This window comes from Spirosoma sp. 48-14 (genome assembly GCF_001898575.1).
In the GTDB taxonomy this organism is placed as follows: Bacteria; Bacteroidota; Bacteroidia; order Cytophagales; family Spirosomataceae; genus Spirosoma.
Window position 1 is genome coordinate 115663 of record NZ_MKUD01000009.1, and the last position, 18201, is coordinate 133863.

Here is an 18201-nt window from a genome sequence, read left to right on the forward strand (position 1 = left end):
GCCAGAAAATGTTCAGGGGTGTATCCCGCTTTCGGATAAACAGGAACAATAGCGGAATTTCAATTAGCCACGTTTTGACCAGGTAAATCCACATTATTGTTTTCGCTTCCAGAAATACAGAACAGCCAATAGTGCGCCTACCGCGAATATACCGGGCACCAGCCAACCCAATTGAGTCATCGTTTCTTCCCGACGGATATCTTCTCGTCCGCTAGCGTAGGTATATACCTCATTATCTGAGGATATAATAAGTGTGTCAGATGTTAGGGTTTTAATTGTCCACACATCTTCTACACTTACTGCTGAATCGGGCTCCGCAATAAAATCGTGTGGGTATATATCGGCATCCGCTCTGATAAGCTTAGGGTTGGCCGTAAAATAATGCCCATACTGGTGATTATCTCCATTAGGGCTTTTCGCCGGATTTGCCTGAATATCGCCGACGTTAAAATCTGTTTTGGGGATGGCAAAAATAGTGGTGTGGCTTTGTTTATTTAGGCCAACATGCTTTTCATCCAGTATGGAATAACTATCGCCGAATCGATCCTGAGCGTATGCCAGGAATACATAATTCGGATACTGATTGACATTAGCCAGCCGAAAATAAGCCTCAACCCGTCGTTGCCCTGTAGGAATTATATCGGCCCGAAGGCTTGGAACAGAGCTCGCAAAAAACAAGCCAGGCAGAACTAATCGCCAGAGGTTCATGCGTGATCGCTTGCGTGTATACGAAACGATCATAGTTGTTTGCGTTTACGAACCCGACGCACAATCAACAGAACGACTACTGCCACTACGCCGATCACCAGCGTATAGTCCACTACAGGATACCCTGTCGGCTCGCTGTTAACAATGTCAGCAAATACCTGCGAAAAGGAGCCGAGCAACAGCAAGGCGAGGATGAGTTTTGTCATAGTTGTATAGGGCTTATTGGCAGGATTATTTACCACGTGTTATGCTTACTGTAACGCGGGTGGAAACCCGCGACATTCGACTGAATAGCGCGGGTTTCCACCCGCGTTACAACGAATCAATCATCTATCTCTCCGCTTACGAACGCGCTGAACAATTAGTAGTATTACCACAGCAAAGACACCAATAACTAATGTGCTTGTTAGTGGTGAAGAATGATGGGGCGGCCCTTTATGAGGAATTTCATCCGCAAAAGCGGGCAAAACGCCATTGGTAAAAAGCAAGAGCAGAGGCCATATTTTCATGATGCGATGGGGCTATACTTCGGTTAACAACACTTATAAAAGTCAGTTATAAGGCTAGGTTAGTTGGTGGCGGTCGGCCGACCAGAACGAATAGTAAAGGCACCAGGCCAGAATACCCAACAGAAGCAACTGGGTAAATAGCGAAAAATAAGAACCCAGCGAAATAGATGAGATTAGCCCACCCAGCGCAATAGCCAGTCCGAACGTAGCCCCACTCACGGTAGCCGGTGTATTTGGGAAAAGCCGCTGGAGCGCTACTACACTGACAGGTGTCAACGATTGTAACAGCCCTGTTCCAAGCATTAGCCAGAACAATCGGCGATACCCCCAGCCGAGGGCCGGTATAGCAATACCCAGTGCCACAAGCGTATACGGTTTCCAGGGAATCCGGTCGGTCAGCCAACCACCGATCAACTTACCCGCCATTGCCGCCAGCGCGATATACAGGAGCCAGTCGTATTGATGCGCGTAAAGCAACTGAATCATATTCCACACTGCCGACCGCATCGCAATCGCTGTCAGCAGTAAGATCATCAGATAGTCATGACGATCCAGTTGAGGCTTTTCTGGAACTACCAGTTGTGGTCGACTCAGGGGTAGTTTAACGTTGCCGACGATCAGGGCAAGTATGAGTAATCCGCATATCAGAAGATAACTAACGCCAGCCCAATGCATCGTGCCTGACCAGCCACCTAGTGCCAGACCCAGTACGCCAAAGGCGGAGAAAATGCCTACAAACCGTGATTTCTCTGGAAAGCTTCTTAGGGTGATAGCCCCACCCGCTACATGGTAGATAGCTGAGCTTAGTCCGGCCAGTACTACGGCAGGCCAGATTAGATCGTTGCCCAACAAGACCAATGCCCCTGCCATACTCAGCAGAGAGATGATGGCGGCCTCCCGGTAGTGCCCAACGCGGTCGAGCCAGATTCCGGCAGGCAACTGCCCGCCAAAAGCCAGCAGGTTGTAGAGCATGATGGCAACACCTAAGTCGGTAAACGAGGTATTGGCCGAAAAACCGCCTACCAGATAACCAGCTGCTGCGTCCGAAAACCCATGCCCCATACCCAGTGCCAGCACCGTAGGCTGATAACGGTCAGCTCTTGCTGGCGAACCACTTAATTTACGCATAGTGCCTGTCAATCAAACAATTGAACAGGACAAAGATCAAGCATAAGCACCCCATTTTCAATCCGGGAAAACCTATATTTTACTGAAGGAAAACCTATACTTGAAGGCAGTACTATCTTATTTGATTACCTGGACGGTCGAAAGCAAACCCAGAATGGCTACTCTTTAGTAAACTCAAGCCCGTCGATCAGCAGTTTATCCACCTTTCCCATTTTATCGAACAGAAACCGGGCCTGCGCCTTTCCATACCAGGCTTTCTGATAAGGTCCATAAAAGGTATCGTACTGCCAATGGGCCAGATTTGCCTGCAGATTGTTATCGTTGATATTGACGGCTAATCCATCACCCTGTACATTCACCACGGCCTTCCCATACAATGGACTGCTGTAGGTTCCGGCGTACGATGCCAGGGGTAAAACAGGTGATGTATTCCTTATCCGGTCTTCGTAGAACTCATTGATCGCCTGCTTTCGCTTCTTTTTCAGCCCATCATATACTGTTTTCAATTCCGCACTCCAGTCCCGATTACCCCCCAAAGCAAACCAGTCGAATGTTTTGTACATCAACGCATGGCGCACTTCGGCATGGTCCAAGTTCCCAAAAATATAGACCCCTAACTTTTCGTCGGGTAGCTGTCCAGTAATGGCTGTCAGCCCCGCCAGACTTCCCGTATGAAAATTGACTTTATGCCCTTTATAATCATGCTGATACCAGCCCAGTCCATACGTCCGCCAGTTGGGTTTCAGGACCGACATAGTTGGGTATTCGTCCTCGGGGAAGAACGTTTGCGGGGTGAACATTTCGGTCCAGGTTTCAGGCTTTAACAGACGGCCACCTCGGTATTTGCTGCTGTCCAGCATACAGATAACCCACTTACTGATGTCATCAGCCGACGACCAGACGGCACCTGCCGAACCAATTTCACTATCTGCTCCGTAGTCAATAACCCGAATCGTATCGTTGATGGCGTAGTGCGGTCGGGTCTGATTATCGTCTTTGATATAACTGCGTTTGGGGGCCGTGCGGACCATACCGAGGGGATTGAACACACGCTCTTTCAGAAACTCAGCCCAGGTTTTTCCGGCAATCCGCTCAATAATTCGCCCGGCGGCTGAGTAAAACGTATTCTGATAGGCAAATCCTGCGCGAAACGAATAGCTGGGTTTCACCAACCGCATTCGCAGAAACATCTCATTGGCCGGAATAGTCATAGCACCCGTCATGAAATCGGTACTCCCGATACCGGTATCATGAATGAGCAAATCCCGTACCCTCAGTTCGTGGGTTACGTAAGGGTCGTATAGCTGGAGTTCGGGCAGGTATTTGCTGACGGGATCACTCCAGGCGAGTTTACCCTCATCGACCAATATGCCCAGCAACGTAACGGTCATTGCCTTGGTGGTTGAGGCACAGGCAAATAAGGTTTGTATATCCACAGGCTCTGGTTTGCCCAGCTCCCGAACGCCGTACCCTTTCTTAAAAATTACCTTATTGTCTTTAACGACCGTTATGGCCATACCCGGCACCTGCCATTGCCTGCGGGCGGCCTCTACATAGGTATCAAAATCCTGAAGTTGTCTGGAAGAAATGGGCTTTTGCGCCCACAGCGAAACGGTGCTCAATACGAGCAAACCGAGAGTGGATAGTTTCATGTAGCTTATGCATAGGTTGTAAATGGCATAATATACAGAATACTTCCCTGTAAATCATGCCATTTACAACCTATTCATAAACTAAATACAATAGTAAACCGGAGCATCATAGCATCTTCGGTCTTTAGCCCCATCAACGAGGGACGCTCAATGTTGTGATCAGTCATATTCACCGGGAACTCACCCGTCAGAGTCATCTTATTCCCATTGTCTTTGCGGGTGGCGTTCAGTGTGACAGGCTTAGATACCCCATGAAACGTTAGCGTTCCCTTTGCTGTAAGTGCCCCATTATCGCCTGCTTTAATATCTGAACTGGTAAAGGTTACATTCGGGTATTTGATGCCTTCCATCGCTTCTACAGCGTGAGAGTCCCGATTATTATTATCGCTGTCGAAGGAGGCAACTTTGATGGAAACAGCTACGGTTTCAGGCTGTTTTGTATCGTCATTGTAGATAATGGCACAATTCACATCATGGCTAACGCCCTCCCAGCTATGAAGCGGGTGTTTGGCCGCATACGTAACAGTCGAAGCCGCTTTATCGGCCATTATTTTTCGTTTTGCCAGGGGAGCTGTAAAGGCACAAAGAACCATGATGGCTACCAGGCAGCCATTTGCAATCGAATAGTTTTTCATGATCTTAGAATTTTAAGGCCAGAATCGAAGCTGCGTAAGCGCCAAAGGTGGTATAGGCAGCGGCCCGGTGATACGGTTTGAGCGACGAATTATCCTCAATCATACCTGCCAGAATATTGGTGGTAATCATACCTGCCAAATGCACAATAGCCAGGTATCGGTGCAACTTGATGGTAGTAAAGCCACGCTTGGGGCCTACAATGGGCGGTGGAGCAGTTAGAGACAAGGCCAGGGTTGTTCCGTAGGAAATGTTAATAAACGTGGCGGTCCGTTCGTGCCACTTCTTTGTATCGACGTAATCCTGCCCTTTGGCATTATACAGCTTCGCTCCTAATATACCCTGCGTAACGAAACCCGCCAAGGTCAGAAAACCGCCAATCTGGTGAGCCACCAGCATGGTCCGTCGCACTTTCAACTCATGAATACGCCCTTCCGAGGTAAGCGGGGCCACATTCATAGTTCGCAGCAAGCCCTTTGGTCCCCAGAAAATTCGCTGGGTAAAAATCATCTTATGGGGCAGTAACTCCTGTTTTTCGGTCGAGTCAGCCAGACCAGCCAGAAGGTCAGACGCCGAATTATCCGGCGTCTGACTGGGTGTAATGGTTGTATCCCGACGTACGGCGGTTGTATCCTGAGCCTGTAGCGTACCCAGCCCAACCCATACCAGTAAGGCAAAACAAATAAATTTCATCTAGTACGATTTAGTGGTTAGGCAGTTACGGTCAGCGTGTTTCCGTCGGCACTAAGGGACGTTTTGTACTGTGTGAGCGGCTTGGTAGCTGGGCCAACATCAACTGCTCCTGTCAGACTGTATTCCGACCCATGATTGTCGCAATAAATATCGTCCTGCGCAGCCCGATACTTCACTTCTGTACCTTCGTGCGTGCAAGTTTTGGAAAGCGCTATAAATGAGCCACTTTTTGATTTAGCCACGATCAGGCTACCAATGATGGCATACTGACCCGACGTCTTCAGTTTACTATAGTTGGAATTGGTTAGATCAATGGTAAAGCTGATAGCACCTTTCGACGTATCGGCATTGCCTGTTACACCAGCCACTGGCGTTGGTGTTGGCGTAGGTGTAGGATCGCTACTATCACTTTTCGAACAAGCTGTGAGCCCTGTCCCCATGCAGTAGAAAGCCATCAGGGCACCCGTGCTCAAGCCCAGGCTACGCAAAAATTCTCCACGCTTCATTGTTTCGGTTGCTGAGTTACTCTTCATCTGATTAGTCGGTTTCATGTAGTTACATCAAATAACAGCCTCCTGTAGGCTATCCGTAGAGATTTTGTCATAGTTTCAAACGAAGCGAGAAAAAGGCACCCGTGCTCAATAAATTAACCTTGAAAAGGCCAACACCCCGCAATGGCATCTTGATAAAGGGTTCAATCTGCCAGGACAACCGACGGCTTAGTGCCCGTTCATAGCCTACCGAGAAATTCAGATTACTAAATCCGTATCCACCTGTGCTGGCTGTAGAATCTGTTCGCTGGTTGTAAGTATGCGCCGGATAATTGTAATGATACGCTTCCTGTTTGATAATATAGCTGGTTGCGCCTGTGCTCACAAACCAGCGATTGACCAGTCGGTTATCGGCTTTTTTAGGCTTTACTGAAAAATCGTACCGCACGTTGATCGGAATATCGAACATATTGCAACGCCCGTCGATATCGTTAGGCTTTACATACCCTCCCCAGGCGCCCGTCGGAGCAACGTATTCGTCAGGGTAAGCCTGATAAATTTTTGTGCTCTGAATCAGCCCTGCCTGAATACTCCAGCGCGATGCCAACCTATACTCCAGAAATGCACCTATATTGGTACCAGGTCGGGAAAAATTATCCAGCCCAACCGAGCTTAAATCGGGCGACACACCAAACCGAACACTCAACCCTCGCTGAAATGGTACACCTGTCTTTGATACCACACGTTGGGCCGTCGTATCAGGATGCGCAACGACAGGCTGATTCGTAAACGTCACGACTGGCCATTTTGGCGGGCGAACCGCTAGTTTATAGACTGTAAACGCTTCTGATGAAGGCGACTCCAACTCTTCACCGGGTGTTATACCTCCTCCAACGGCATACCCATCTGGCTGAACGACCTCCCGTCGACGCGTATCTTGCCGTTTCGTGTTCAAAAACGATGTCGTGGGTGTTGTCGAATAATCCGCCCCAACTAATGCGACGGCTTCCGTATCTGGAACGCCATTACGGACCTTACGCACACGTGTATTCCTGCCTTTTCTAGTGATCAGTTCCGGGCGGGCGGTTTTCATTTCACCATTGGTTGCAGCTAACAAAGCAGGCTCCGATAATGGTCGATTGCTGCGCTTCGGGCGAAGTAACCGACCATCTGTTACTGACTCATACGTAGTTGTTGCCCGGTTCGTTACAGGGCTTCGCGTCAATTCTAAGGTTGGTTTGTGTGCGGACGTTGGCCGCTCTGTCAATTTGTTAAGTCGGTTGACTGAATTCGTGACTTCATGTATCGATTCGTTCCGATTAGCCGATTTCTGAACCTCGTCTTCCTTAGGCTCAGCAGTACGACTTCCCGGCAAGTCTGACTCGCGAACGAAGGGGCGCTCCGCCGATTGGCGAGGTTTTGTTTCGGCTAGTCGGGCCGGATCGATGGCAGTAGTTCCTTTAGCTGTTGTTTTTTGATAGACAAGCCATCCCCCTCCCGTCAGCAGCAACAGCAGCACAACAGGCAGCCCCCACCGAAGCATATTTTTCCAGAATAAGGCTCCTCCAGCAGGCGTAGTATGTTCGTTGGTATCCAGGCGGGTTTTCATGTCCTGCCAGGCTGCCGGATCGAACGGGGGATCGAACTCTTCAGCCGACTTTCTGAAGAGCCCGTCCAATTGGTCATCGGTTAGCTCTGGCATACTCGTCGTAGTTTAGTTGTTTCAATAGCTGACGCAGATTTTCGCGCGCCCGAGCGAGGTTCGATTTCGACGCACCGACCGAAATACCCAGTTGACCAGCTATTTCTTCGTGCGTAAATCCATCCATAACGTATAAGTTAAATACTAGCCTATAGGCAGGCGACAGGCGCTGAATCAGGGCCAGTAAATCTTCATGCGCTAACTGACTGAAGGCATCGGCCGATTCGGCGATGGCCGTTAATTCAATCTTTTCGACGCCTTCATGCTGATGGCGGGCTTCCCGACGGTACAGATCGACAGCCGCATTGATCATAATGCGTCGGAGCCAGCCTTTAAACGGCTGTGCAGGATCGTACTGATCCAATCGCGTAAATACTTTCAAAAACCCATCGTTCAACACTTCCAGGGCCTCCTCGCGTGTAGGTGCATAGCGCATGCATACACTCATAGCATACCCGTAAAACTGCCGGTACAGCAATTCCTGACTTTGCCGTTGGTTGCGTAGGCAACCGGCCAGCAGATCAGTTAGCGCAGGTATGTTTGAAGCGTTGGACAAAATAAGCTTTATCTAAATGGGTATTGCACGTAAATCAACAATGAATAATGGGCAATGTAAAAGATAACGACCGGCAACTAAATCGATGATCAGGAGCGCATTATCCATTCATAATTCATTGTCCATTATTCATTTTACATTATTCCTACTGGGCTGGGGCTTCGACCGATGTGGTATTGACCACTGGCCAGATACCTGGTTTTGGTACACTAACTCCTTTCGTACTACCTCGCTGTCCGGCATCGGCACCGAAATAATACAGTGGCCAGCCTTTGTAAGTCAGTTGAGTTTTGCCAACGGCCGTAATGGTTGTAAAGTCAGCTTTATTGAGCGCTGATGGAATTTCACCAAGTTTCGATGAGGTCTGGAAAATAGGCCAGGTGGCATCGTTGCTCAAATCAGTCTTGGTATACTTATTCACATTCTTTTTGTCATTTGCAAACGCATACAGCGTACGACCCAGGCTATCGGTCAGAAACAAGGAATTCCCTGTACCCTCTTTGGTATCAAATGTATAGTTTTTTCCATCCAGTCCAACTAATTGCCGTGAACCGAGTAATACGGTATAATTTGGTTTGGCGACTAACCATAAATTGCCCACATTTTCGCCCGTTACATCGCCCGCTTTTGCGTCATTTTTGTAATAATACAATGGCCAGCCTTTGAACGTCGTCTGCTTGTTGCCATCGGCCCGTGTAATCGTGCCAAAATCCGACGCCTTCAGGCCAGTGGCTAACGAAGGCGTTTCCTTATAGAAAATTGGCCAGTTATCCAGGCAAGATCCTGAACAATTGGCATCACCCGCTACATCCCGTGAAAAGAAGTACAGTGTTTTGCCATCCTTTCCGGTCAGCACCTGACCCAGCGTGGTGGTTCCCAGCCCTACATCCGAGCTAACGATTGGGTTATCTTCTTTGCAGCCCAACAAGGTTGCTACGCACAAAGCTGTCAGTAAAACTGATCGATTTATGTAAACAGAAGGTTTCATTCTATCAACTGTGTTTTTTAGGTTGAAAAAAGAACAGTTGAACCGGTTCAATGGGCAATACGGAGTCGTATAACACTGGGTTGCGTAGCCGATAAAAAAAAGTTATTCTTTATCGGCCCGGCGGTCGGCGCGTATCTCAGGAATGGTATCTGAATCAATCAATCCGAGTGAAGCCGCATGTTCGGCAGCGGCTACCGTATCGGATACCAGTAACATGGGAACGTGGTAGGCCTGGGTTGTTTGGATCAGCTCGCGAACGGCTTCGTCCCGCTGATCTTCCGACACATCGCGAATATAGATGGCAAGTATACGACCCGGATTTTCGCGTACGACTCGCGTGTAGATTTCAGGATCCTGCTGACCACTATCGCCAATCAGTACAAACGGTAATTGAGGATTTACATCCAGTACCTTCCGAATCATGGCCAGTTTATGCGTGTGATGTCCTTCGGACGCTAACAGTTTGGCCGACAGATCAAAATCGCGAAGTAGCAGCGGCCCTTTGGGAATACCCTGAATTCGAAAGAAGTCGACCAGCAGATCGTACAGATTCCAGGGACTGCTCGATACAAAATAGATGGGATTGAACAAGGTGGTGACAGGCCCACTTTGTAAGGCCCGGTAAAACGCAGCTATCCCGGCAAAGGGTAACCGCGTGTAGGCATTTCCCAAAAATGTCAGCCGGGCAGTTTGTAAAAGGTTGGTCGCATCGGTGACCAGAACGGTATCGTCAATATCGGATATAACTCCAAACTGACTGTAAGTTGGCGAAATCATTAGATACCCATCCTTTATTACGGGCTCATTTGCTGCCGTTTCCGGTGTATCAGGCTGCAAAACTCCGTCCAGCGCATATCGGACCGGAAACCAGGCCCGGCCAGGTGGTAAATCGTTCGGCGGATTGATCGTCAGATCAAAATACCCTTCGTCGTTGGTCAGGGTCTGATGCACCTGTCCAAAGGCTTCGATCCGAACGGTTACGTTGGCAACGGCCTCACTCCCAAATCGCTGGTAGGTAGCCAGCAGATTCTGCCAGAAGGTATCGTGATCGCTGGGCGTACTCAGGTCGTTTTGGCGCAATACCCGGCCTTTCAGCCAAACAGCCGTCGGGCTCCCAAATCCCCGATAATACATAATCCGGTATGGCTTGTTGCTATCGAGCCGTCCCGACAGCCGATTTTTGAGCCGATCAAACTGGGCGTCTACATCCGCAACGGTATTTACCAGAAAATCTTTCCAACTGGCCATATTGATCGATTTAATGTTTGATTCTTTGGGTTTGACGAGTAAAGCTGGCAAATGGCAAATGCCAAACTTTAGGCCAAACATAAGCCTATCCAGGGTTTAGTGATAACTTTGCTGGCGTTAACCTCACGGCAGGCGACGATCGGCCTCTGCCATAAGGCTACTCATTATTGACTACTAAAAACCATGAGCAAACAAATTGTTTATAGCGATCAGGCACCAGCCCCGATTGGGCCTTACAGCCAGGCCGTACTGGTTAATGGAATGCTGTTCGTTTCGGGTCAGATTGCCCTTGATGTAGCCGGCCAGGGCGACATTCAGACTGAGACCCAAAAGGTAATGGAAAACATCGGTGCGATCCTGAAAGCTGCTGGCCTGGATTATACCAACATCGTGAAAAGCAGCATCTTTGTGAAAGACATGAACAACTTTGCAGCTATCAACGAGGTATATGGCCGGTATTTTACCTCCGAACCACCTGCCCGCGAAACCGTCGAAGTGGCCCGTTTGCCCAAAGATGTTAATGTCGAAATTTCAGTAATAGCTATTCAATGAGCGAAAGAGTGAAAGAGTGACAGAGCGAAAACTCTCCCGCAGCTTATTCGCTCTGTCACTCTTTCACTCTTTCACTCCTTCAAAATTATGTCAAGTCCTGTTCGCGTTCGTTTTGCACCTAGCCCTACGGGGCCGCTTCATATTGGCGGGGTGCGTACTGCGCTTTATAATTACCTGTTTGCCCGAAAAATGGGCGGCAAAATGCTCCTACGGATTGAAGATACCGATCAGAATCGGTTTGTACCCGGAGCAGAAGAATATATCCTTGAATCGCTACGCTGGATCGGTATCGAGATCGATGAAGGTCAGGGTGTCGGTGGACCCGATGCACCTTATCGTCAGTCGGAGCGGAAAGAAATTTATCAGAAAGAAGCCCAGCGGTTAATCGACGAAGGCAAAGCGTATTATGCTTTCGATACAGCCGAAGAGCTAGATGCCATGCGCAAACGGCTGGAACAGGCCAACGCACCAGCCGCGCAATACAACGCCATCACGCGCATGCAGATGCGTAATTCGCTTACGATGAAGGCCGATGACGTGAAAGCGCGCATCGAAGCGGGCGATCCGTTTGTGATCCGGCTGAAAACCCCGCGTAAAGAAGAAGTTCGACTAAACGACCTGATTCGAGGCTGGGTGACCGTTCATTCCTCGGCCATTGACGATAAAGTACTTTTAAAATCGGATGGGTTACCTACCTATCACCTTGCCAACATCGTCGATGACCATCTGATGGGCATTACCCACGTAATTCGGGGTGAAGAGTGGCTTCCTTCGGCACCATTGCATGTATTGCTGTATCGGTATCTGGGCTGGGAATCGACCATGCCCCAGTTTGCCCACCTGCCGCTACTCTTGAAACCCGAAGGCAATGGTAAGCTCAGCAAACGCGATGCCGACCTGGGTGGCTTCCCAATCTTCCCCCTCCAATGGACTGATCCAACAACAGGCCAGGTGGCACGTGGTTTCAGGGAGGATGGTTACCTACCCGAAGCCCTTGTTAACTTCCTGGCTCTGTTAGGGTGGAATCCGGGTACGGAACAGGAGTTGTTTACAATGGACGAACTGATTGCCACCTTCGATATTGCTCAGGTGCACAAAGCCGGAGCCCGGTTCGATATTCAGAAGGCGCAGTGGTTCAACCACCAATACATCCGCCAGCGCCCCGATTCCGAATTGGCTCCCACTGTTCAGCAACAGGCTGAAGCTGCTGGGTTTGCTTGTTCGCTGGAGAAAGCCGAAAAGATTGTTTCGCTTTTGAAAGGACGTGTCAATTTCGCGCACGAAATTTTTACGGAAGCGAGCACTATTTTCAACGCCCCCACTACCTACGACGAAGCCATTGTAGCCGCCAAATGGAATGAAGATGCCATTCGGGCTGTCACCGTTTTCCGGGATGCTCTGCAAACCTTTGACGGTGATTTTGTCGCTGATGCGATCAAGCACACGCTGAGCGATACAATGCAGCAGGCAGGTATCAAACAGGGGAAAATCATGCAGGCTATGCGCCTGGCTCTGACGGGTTTAGGGGCTGGCCCGGATCTGATGTTAACGCTGGAAATTATTGGTAAAGACGAAACGATTAAGCGACTGGAAAACGCCCTGAGTATTTTATGATATATGATGTAAGGTATATAATATATGTTTACTAATCCAAGCATACATTATATACCTTACATCGCATATCATAAACTCACCGTTCTAAATGGTACAGAAAGCGAATATCACTAAAGACAAAAGTTTTGCCTTTGCCATTCGTATCATCAATCTGGAAAAGTATCTCCGGAAAAATAAAAGAGAAACCGTACTCAGCCGTCAGCTTTTGCGAAGTGGTACATCTGTTGGCGCTAACATTCGTGAAGGCTATAATGCAGAGTCTGACGCCGACTTTATTCATAAGTTTGGTATGGCGCAGAAAGAGTGTGATGAAACATGTTACTGGCTCGAATTGTTAAATGCCACAAATTACCTTGATGAAAAACAATTTACGTCGATCCATACTGATGCCGAAGCACTTCTTAAAATTATCAAGAGTGTTATTTTGACAAAAAAGAAAAATTGCAAGCCATAAAATACATCATACGTCATATATCATACGTCATTTAGTCATGGCAAAGAAGAAAACCAATCCCGACGAAAACGATAAGCCACGAGTCCATAAAGAACTCGAAGGTTTCGATATCAAGATCAACTCGTTCGGTGAAATCACCACGAGTTTTGACATTGACCGCATCAACCAGTTCCTAAACAAAACCGTCGACGATAAAAAACTTCGTCATCGAACCGACCTTAATCTGAAAGGTGAGCCTGAGCCCGACGAGCCGAACGATCAGGATGATGACGATAAGCTGTTTGACGAAACGGACAATGATTTACCCGATGACATTAATTCCCGCTAAAAGCCCGACCAGCGAAATTGCCCGGTCGGGCTTTTTTTTGCCCGTTTGTCAGAAAAATTAGCAGCCAAATGCGATGGTTTCTGTAGTTTTCGGTAATAAATGTAACGCGGGTGGAAACCCGCGATTGGCGTATTACAGCGCGGGTTTCCACCCGCGTTACATTTACTAACCACTAACGACTCTTAGCATGTACTCGCACGAAATCGACTACAAAATCATTGGAGAAGACATTCAGATTGTAGAAATCGAACTAGATCCGAACGAAACCGTCATCGCCGAAGCTGGTTCTATGTTGTTCATGGAAGATGGCATCACCTTCGAAACCAAAATGGGCGACGGTTCACAACCCGATCAGGGCTTTTTGGGTAAGTTGCTTCAGGCCGGTTCGCGCATGATTATGGGCGAGTCGTTGTTCATGACCCATTTTACCAACCGGGGCGTGGGCAAGCGTAAAGTAGCTTTTTCCGCACCGTATCCGGGCACCGTGATGCCAGTTAACCTGGCCAATGTATATGGCAATACCCTTATTGTTCAAAAAGATGCGTTTTTATGCGCAGCCCTAGGCACCAAACTAAGTATTCAGTTTAATCAACGGCTGGGCTCCGGTTTCTTCGGTGGCGAAGGCTTTATCCTGGAAAAAGTACAGGGTGATGGTATGGCATTTATTCATGCTGGCGGTGTTGTGGTAGAGCGCACGCTGAACAACGAGACACTCCGGGTCGATACGGGTTGCGTGGTCGGTTTTGAGCCGAGCATCAATTTCGATATTCAGCGGGCTGGTGGTCTGCGCAGTATGGTATTTGGTGGTGAAGGTCTGTTCCTGGCTACACTTCGTGGTACGGGTAAAGTCTGGATACAGTCGATGCCAATCTCGAAACTCGTTCAGCGGTTGTCGCCTAATAGCGCTCAGGCCCATAAAGAAGGTGGTTCTGTATTAGGCCAGTTGGGTAACCTGTTCGAAGATTAATTGGGAATCTGTTTTGGCGATTCGTTGTTACCTTTGCATAGGTATCTGAAAAACAGACAATACATGGAAGTTATCTGCACAAATGACAATTTTCCGGCTCCTGTGCTGGCATTTTATGCGGAGTTTGGTATACAAACCCCAAAACGTGACAAAATGTACACCATTCGTCAGGTAAAGCGTCATACAACAGGCGAAACGGGGGTTCTGCTGAACGAAATTAAAAATCCTGATGTGCCTGTAAAACACCCCGTTATGGGTGAAGTTTGGTTCGAACCAACATTCAATATCAATCGGTTTGCCACACTGATGGGCCAGCCTGTCCGGCAGGAAGAAGTAGAGAACGTAAATGTCTGATTAGGCTATAAATAGTCTCTTGTAAAAGCCCAGCACCAAACTGCCGGGCTTTTGCGTTACTAAATTTGTCATCCTGACAAAGCCGGACAGCCGTTGCTGAAATAGCTTCGTTAGCAAGACAATACTATGAATGTGATAAAGCACTGTATCGTTCTCCTTACTGGCCTTGTGCTGGCTGCCTGTGGTGGTAGCTCGTCAGATAATTATGTACCCAAACCCAAGGGGTTTCCTCGGCTGGATTTGCCACCACAGCAGTATAAGCTGATCGATCCTGTTCACCCGTATCAGTTTGAGTACAATAAAGTGGCCCGGCTACTACCCGATACTTTCGCTCGATCCGAACCACACTGGATTTTTATCCATTACCCGATGTTTCACGCCAGCATCCAGCTGACCTACAAACCGATTCACAACGATGTGAATCGGCTGAGGGCCATGCTCGAAGACTCGTATAAACTGGCAGCCCGTCACAATATAAAAGCATACGCTATCGAGCAGAAAAAAATGCGATTGAAATCGGGCCTGGAAGCCAGTGTAATTGACTTGACGGGCGATGTGCCGAGTCAGGTACAGTTTGTGACGACCGATTCCACGACACACTTCCTACGAGGGGCTTTATACTTCAATACGGCCACCGAGAACGACTCGTTACAACCTGTTATTCAATACATCCGGAAAGACATTATCCATCTACTCAACACCCTGAAATGGAGAAAATAAACAGAGTTGCGTTAGTCAGTCTGATCGCTGTTTTGGCCATTGTTCCCTCGTTCACATTTGCTCAAAACCCTACGAAAAAAGCCTCGGTAAAACCCAGTGGCAAACCGTCGGCTACCGTTACCAAATCGCCCGGCCAGGTTGTTTATGAACAAAACTGTCTGACCTGTCATCAGGCAAACGGCTCAGGAGTTCCCAACCTGAATCCGCCCCTGCGTGGTACCGATTGGGTTTTGGGCGATAAAACCCGACTCATCAATGTGGTACTGAAAGGATTACAGGGCCAGGAAGTGGAAGGTGATGCGTACGACAATGCCATGCCTGCCCACGATTTTCTGACCGACGCCCAAATCGCCGATGTACTGACCTACATCCGAAGCAGTTTCGGCAATAAAGCCGATGCCATCACGGCTGATGAAGTAAAAGCTACCCGCGCGCAGAAGTAGCTATCTGTTGCTACACGCGCTCAACGACCTTAGACATTTTTCTCCTGGCAATGGATATTGGTTTAATCGGCTGTGGACTTTGGGGCCGCCAGATTTTATCGACATTGCTGAAATTAGCAGTACGGGTAGTTGTCTACGATATAAATCCCGAACACTGTGATCAGGCGCTACAGTTAGGGGCCATTGATGCCACACCGCACCTCGATTCATTGAAGCAGGCGAGGGGGATCATCGTGGCAACGCCAGCCACAACCCATCGGGCTGTACTTGAGCAGATACGATTTTTCGACAAACCCATATTCGTTGAAAAACCGTTAACTACCTCCTACGCCGATGCCCTGGCTATTGCTAATTTAGGATTACCTCCTACTTTTTTGATGCACATCTGGCGTTATCATCCCGGTATTCGGCTACTAGGTGATCTTCAACGCGCTGGTAATCTTGGGCGCCTTTTAACGGTGAGAACAAGCCGCACCAACTGGACTAGCCCGCGCCTTGATACAGATAGCCTGTGGACGCTAGCCCCTCACGACTTAACTATCATTCAGCAGATTCTGGGATATATACCTGCTCCTAGAGCGGTAGCCGCAGAACGGCATGGGAAGTACATACGTAGTTTAACGGCCATCCTTGGCAACGATCCAGGCTGTATTATTGATGTATCGACCCGGTACGCTGATAAACGTCGGGAAGTGCGGCTCCAAGGTACGGAAGGAGTGGCCGTACTGGCCAATGAACAAACAAACGCGATTGACATCTGGTATGGTAACGATCGTACATCCGTTGCCGAACGTCAGCATGAACAGCTCTTTTTTGACTCCACTCCTCCACTCGAATTAGAGTTGGCTGCATTTATTGAGTACCTTCGTGGAGGACCGCCCCCACTTAGTCCTTTAGCAGAAGGCATTGACATTGTGCGTTTGATTGATGCGATTGAGCAGTTAGCCTGATTACTTATCCCTTCGATGACCGTTATGAGTCCAGCTATTCAGGCTACGATCATTTTGCCAACGACTGCCGACCGGGGATTACTTCTGCCTTTCTGCATTCGTAGTATCCAACAGCAGACCCTACAGGCATTTGAGTTATTTATCATTGGTGACGGTGTCGATGAGCCAACCCGCTCCGTGATTCAAGACCTGATAGCTCAGGACCATCGCATTCGTTTTTTTGATCACCCAAAGCATGAGCGCCGTGGTGAAGTGTATCGGCATCAGGCGCTTCAACAGGCGCAGGGATTCTTCGTCGCCTACATTTGTGACCGCGATTTGTGGCTCCCTAATCACCTGGATTCGTTGTGTAACGCTCTACAGGAAGCCACGTTGGCAAGCACAAATTTTTACTTCGTAAGACGGAGTCAGCAGCTCTTTCTACCCTACCTGCCCAGTTCTCCACGCCAGAGGGCTAGAGGTATTCTTTCGGCAACAGCCCATCGGCTCGACTTTTACCGACAGCTCCCCTATGGCTGGCGAACAACCCCTCCCAATCAAGCTACTGACTTATACATGTGGGATCAGTTGTTGGCTCACCCCAACTGCCGGGTAGCAACAGTCTGGCAGCCAACGTTGTTGTATTTTAAACGAAATAACCATCCAGGCTGGCCAACAGCTCAACGCTATGAAGAATTAGCTCGCTGGGATACTATTCTACAGAACCCCGAACAGCTTCAGTCGGCTATGAATCAGGCCTTCGTCAATTTAATCTATGAGCGTAACCAGTTTAAGGAAAGCTGGTTTCTGTTTCGGGGAAAGCGGTTTTCCGAGCTAATACCATGGTTTAGGAACAAACTTCGCTGGTGGCTAACTGATCCAGCAAAGCGGCCAAATGAGGAAAGTTGACGGCCCGATCCGATAAAATTGGAGTAGAAATACCCCAGGGAATAGCCAGGGCTGGGTCATCCCAGCGGCAACCGAGGTTATCGTCGTGTGCATACTTGTTATAGGATTCCGATACCGCCTGCAGATGAATGGAAGCGGTATGAAAATACCAGCCATGCAGGATACCAGCCGGAAAAACAAGCGCCCTCAGATCTACTCCGAATAATTCATAAAGACCGTACTTCCGATACGTTGGCGACTCGGATCGGACATCGTATAAGCCCACCATACAATGCCCCTGAATCAGACAGAAGTATTCATCATGTCGCTGGTGAATATGCAGTCCCCGGAGTACATTCGCTTCCGAGCGAATCATACTCCACTGCGTTGGCGAAATGGCCAGGCCCCAATGATCAGCAAACGTTTCTGTAAAAGCCCCCCTGTGGTCATGTATTTCCCGAAGTTGTCTTAATTCAACATTGCGAAGATGAGTACCTGCAATCAATTGAGAAACACACGACGTTGGTTCAGCTATCATTTTTAAGTAGTGGATATACGTTGACTATGAGGATATTCGCCATAAACATACAACTGCTATAGGATTAAATAGCTCATAGTTACTGTTATTCAAAAATTTTCCGAGA

General features: G+C 48.5%; 22 protein-coding genes. 10 read left to right on the top strand and 12 right to left on the bottom strand.

Features of this window, described 5'->3' with window-relative positions:
- Positions 1-93: 93 nt before the first annotated feature.
- From BGO59_RS07170 to BGO59_RS07220, 11 genes are all read right to left on the bottom strand, one after another.
- The gene (locus BGO59_RS07170; RefSeq protein WP_293682660.1) at positions 94-741 is read right to left on the bottom strand and encodes a hypothetical protein; all 648 of its coding nucleotides are present in this window, start codon (positions 739-741) and stop codon (positions 94-96) included.
- Positions 738-914 (bottom strand): hypothetical protein, encoded by a 177-nt coding sequence (locus BGO59_RS07175; RefSeq protein ID WP_293682662.1) that lies wholly within the window; start codon positions 912-914, stop codon positions 738-740. Before BGO59_RS07175 ends, BGO59_RS07170 begins: the two co-directional genes overlap by 4 nt.
- Before the next feature lie 357 nt (positions 915-1271).
- Positions 1272-2345: an MFS transporter gene (locus BGO59_RS07180; RefSeq protein WP_293682664.1), complete on the bottom strand. Its 1074-nt coding sequence runs from the start codon at positions 2343-2345 to the stop codon at positions 1272-1274.
- 158 nt (positions 2346-2503) lie between these two features.
- Positions 2504-3997: a serine hydrolase gene (locus BGO59_RS07185; RefSeq protein ID WP_293682666.1), complete on the bottom strand. Its 1494-nt coding sequence runs from the start codon at positions 3995-3997 to the stop codon at positions 2504-2506.
- 74 nt (positions 3998-4071) lie between these two features.
- The gene (locus BGO59_RS07190) at positions 4072-4632 is read right to left on the bottom strand and encodes a YceI family protein (RefSeq protein ID WP_293682668.1); all 561 of its coding nucleotides are present in this window, start codon (positions 4630-4632) and stop codon (positions 4072-4074) included.
- Between the two features lie 4 nt (positions 4633-4636).
- Entirely contained in the window at positions 4637-5323 is a 687-nt protein-coding gene (locus BGO59_RS07195; protein WP_293682670.1) for a hypothetical protein, read from the bottom strand.
- A 17-nt stretch (positions 5324-5340) separates the two neighbouring features.
- On the bottom strand, positions 5341-5874 hold the full coding sequence (locus BGO59_RS07200) for a ubiquinol-cytochrome c reductase iron-sulfur subunit (protein WP_293682672.1): 534 nt from the start codon (positions 5872-5874) through the stop codon (positions 5341-5343).
- A 49-nt stretch (positions 5875-5923) separates the two neighbouring features.
- A complete protein-coding gene (locus tag BGO59_RS07205; protein WP_293682674.1) occupies positions 5924-7516 on the bottom strand; it encodes a hypothetical protein in 1593 nt (530 codons plus the stop codon).
- Positions 7497-8072, bottom strand: a complete 576-nt coding sequence (locus tag BGO59_RS07210; RefSeq protein ID WP_293682676.1) for a sigma-70 family RNA polymerase sigma factor — start codon at positions 8070-8072, stop codon at positions 7497-7499. The genes BGO59_RS07205 and BGO59_RS07210 overlap by 20 nt, the downstream gene beginning before the upstream one ends.
- 145 nt (positions 8073-8217) lie before the next feature.
- Positions 8218-9060: a hypothetical protein gene (locus BGO59_RS07215; RefSeq protein ID WP_293682678.1), complete on the bottom strand. Its 843-nt coding sequence runs from the start codon at positions 9058-9060 to the stop codon at positions 8218-8220.
- A 102-nt stretch (positions 9061-9162) separates the two neighbouring features.
- Positions 9163-10308 carry an App1 family protein gene (locus tag BGO59_RS07220; protein WP_293683133.1) on the bottom strand — a complete coding sequence of 382 codons (1146 nt, stop codon included), beginning with the start codon at positions 10306-10308 and terminating at the stop codon, positions 9163-9165.
- 183 nt (positions 10309-10491) lie between these two features.
- Here BGO59_RS07220 and BGO59_RS07225 point away from each other — a divergent pair, with 183 nt between their 5' ends.
- The 10 genes from BGO59_RS07225 (at position 10492) to BGO59_RS07270 (ending at position 17578) form a co-directional block, all read left to right on the top strand.
- Positions 10492-10860: a RidA family protein gene (locus BGO59_RS07225; RefSeq protein WP_293682680.1), complete on the top strand. Its 369-nt coding sequence runs from the start codon at positions 10492-10494 to the stop codon at positions 10858-10860.
- Positions 10861-10947: 87 nt separating this feature from the next.
- Positions 10948-12474, top strand: coding sequence for a glutamate--tRNA ligase (gene gltX / locus BGO59_RS07230; protein WP_293682682.1), 1527 nt, complete (start codon positions 10948-10950; stop codon positions 12472-12474).
- Positions 12475-12562: 88 nt separating this feature from the next.
- Positions 12563-12928, top strand: coding sequence for a four helix bundle protein (locus BGO59_RS07235; protein ID WP_293682684.1), 366 nt, complete (start codon positions 12563-12565; stop codon positions 12926-12928).
- A 37-nt stretch (positions 12929-12965) separates the two neighbouring features.
- On the top strand, positions 12966-13256 hold the full coding sequence (locus BGO59_RS07240; protein WP_293682686.1) for a hypothetical protein: 291 nt from the start codon (positions 12966-12968) through the stop codon (positions 13254-13256).
- A gap of 187 nt (positions 13257-13443) precedes the next feature.
- Positions 13444-14223, top strand: coding sequence for a TIGR00266 family protein (locus BGO59_RS07245; RefSeq protein ID WP_080059012.1), 780 nt, complete (start codon positions 13444-13446; stop codon positions 14221-14223).
- A 63-nt stretch (positions 14224-14286) separates the two neighbouring features.
- Positions 14287-14577: a hypothetical protein gene (locus BGO59_RS07250; protein WP_080059013.1), complete on the top strand. Its 291-nt coding sequence runs from the start codon at positions 14287-14289 to the stop codon at positions 14575-14577.
- Between the two features lie 126 nt (positions 14578-14703).
- Positions 14704-15297, top strand: a complete 594-nt coding sequence (gene gldD, locus BGO59_RS07255) for a gliding motility lipoprotein GldD (protein WP_293682692.1) — start codon at positions 14704-14706, stop codon at positions 15295-15297.
- Positions 15285-15740 (top strand): cytochrome c, encoded by a 456-nt coding sequence (locus BGO59_RS07260; RefSeq protein ID WP_293682694.1) that lies wholly within the window; start codon positions 15285-15287, stop codon positions 15738-15740. Before gldD ends, BGO59_RS07260 begins: the two co-directional genes overlap by 13 nt.
- A 50-nt stretch (positions 15741-15790) precedes the next feature.
- Positions 15791-16690 (top strand): Gfo/Idh/MocA family oxidoreductase, encoded by a 900-nt coding sequence (locus BGO59_RS07265; RefSeq protein ID WP_293682696.1) that lies wholly within the window; start codon positions 15791-15793, stop codon positions 16688-16690.
- A 24-nt stretch (positions 16691-16714) separates the two neighbouring features.
- On the top strand, positions 16715-17578 hold the full coding sequence (locus BGO59_RS07270; RefSeq protein ID WP_293682698.1) for a glycosyltransferase family 2 protein: 864 nt from the start codon (positions 16715-16717) through the stop codon (positions 17576-17578).
- On the opposite strand, the gene BGO59_RS07275 is transcribed toward BGO59_RS07270, so the two are convergent.
- On the bottom strand, positions 17517-18095 hold the full coding sequence (locus BGO59_RS07275; RefSeq protein WP_293682700.1) for a dTDP-4-dehydrorhamnose 3,5-epimerase family protein: 579 nt from the start codon (positions 18093-18095) through the stop codon (positions 17517-17519). The two genes, BGO59_RS07270 and BGO59_RS07275, sit on opposite strands and share 62 nt — an antisense overlap.
- Positions 18096-18201: the final 106 nt, after the last annotated feature.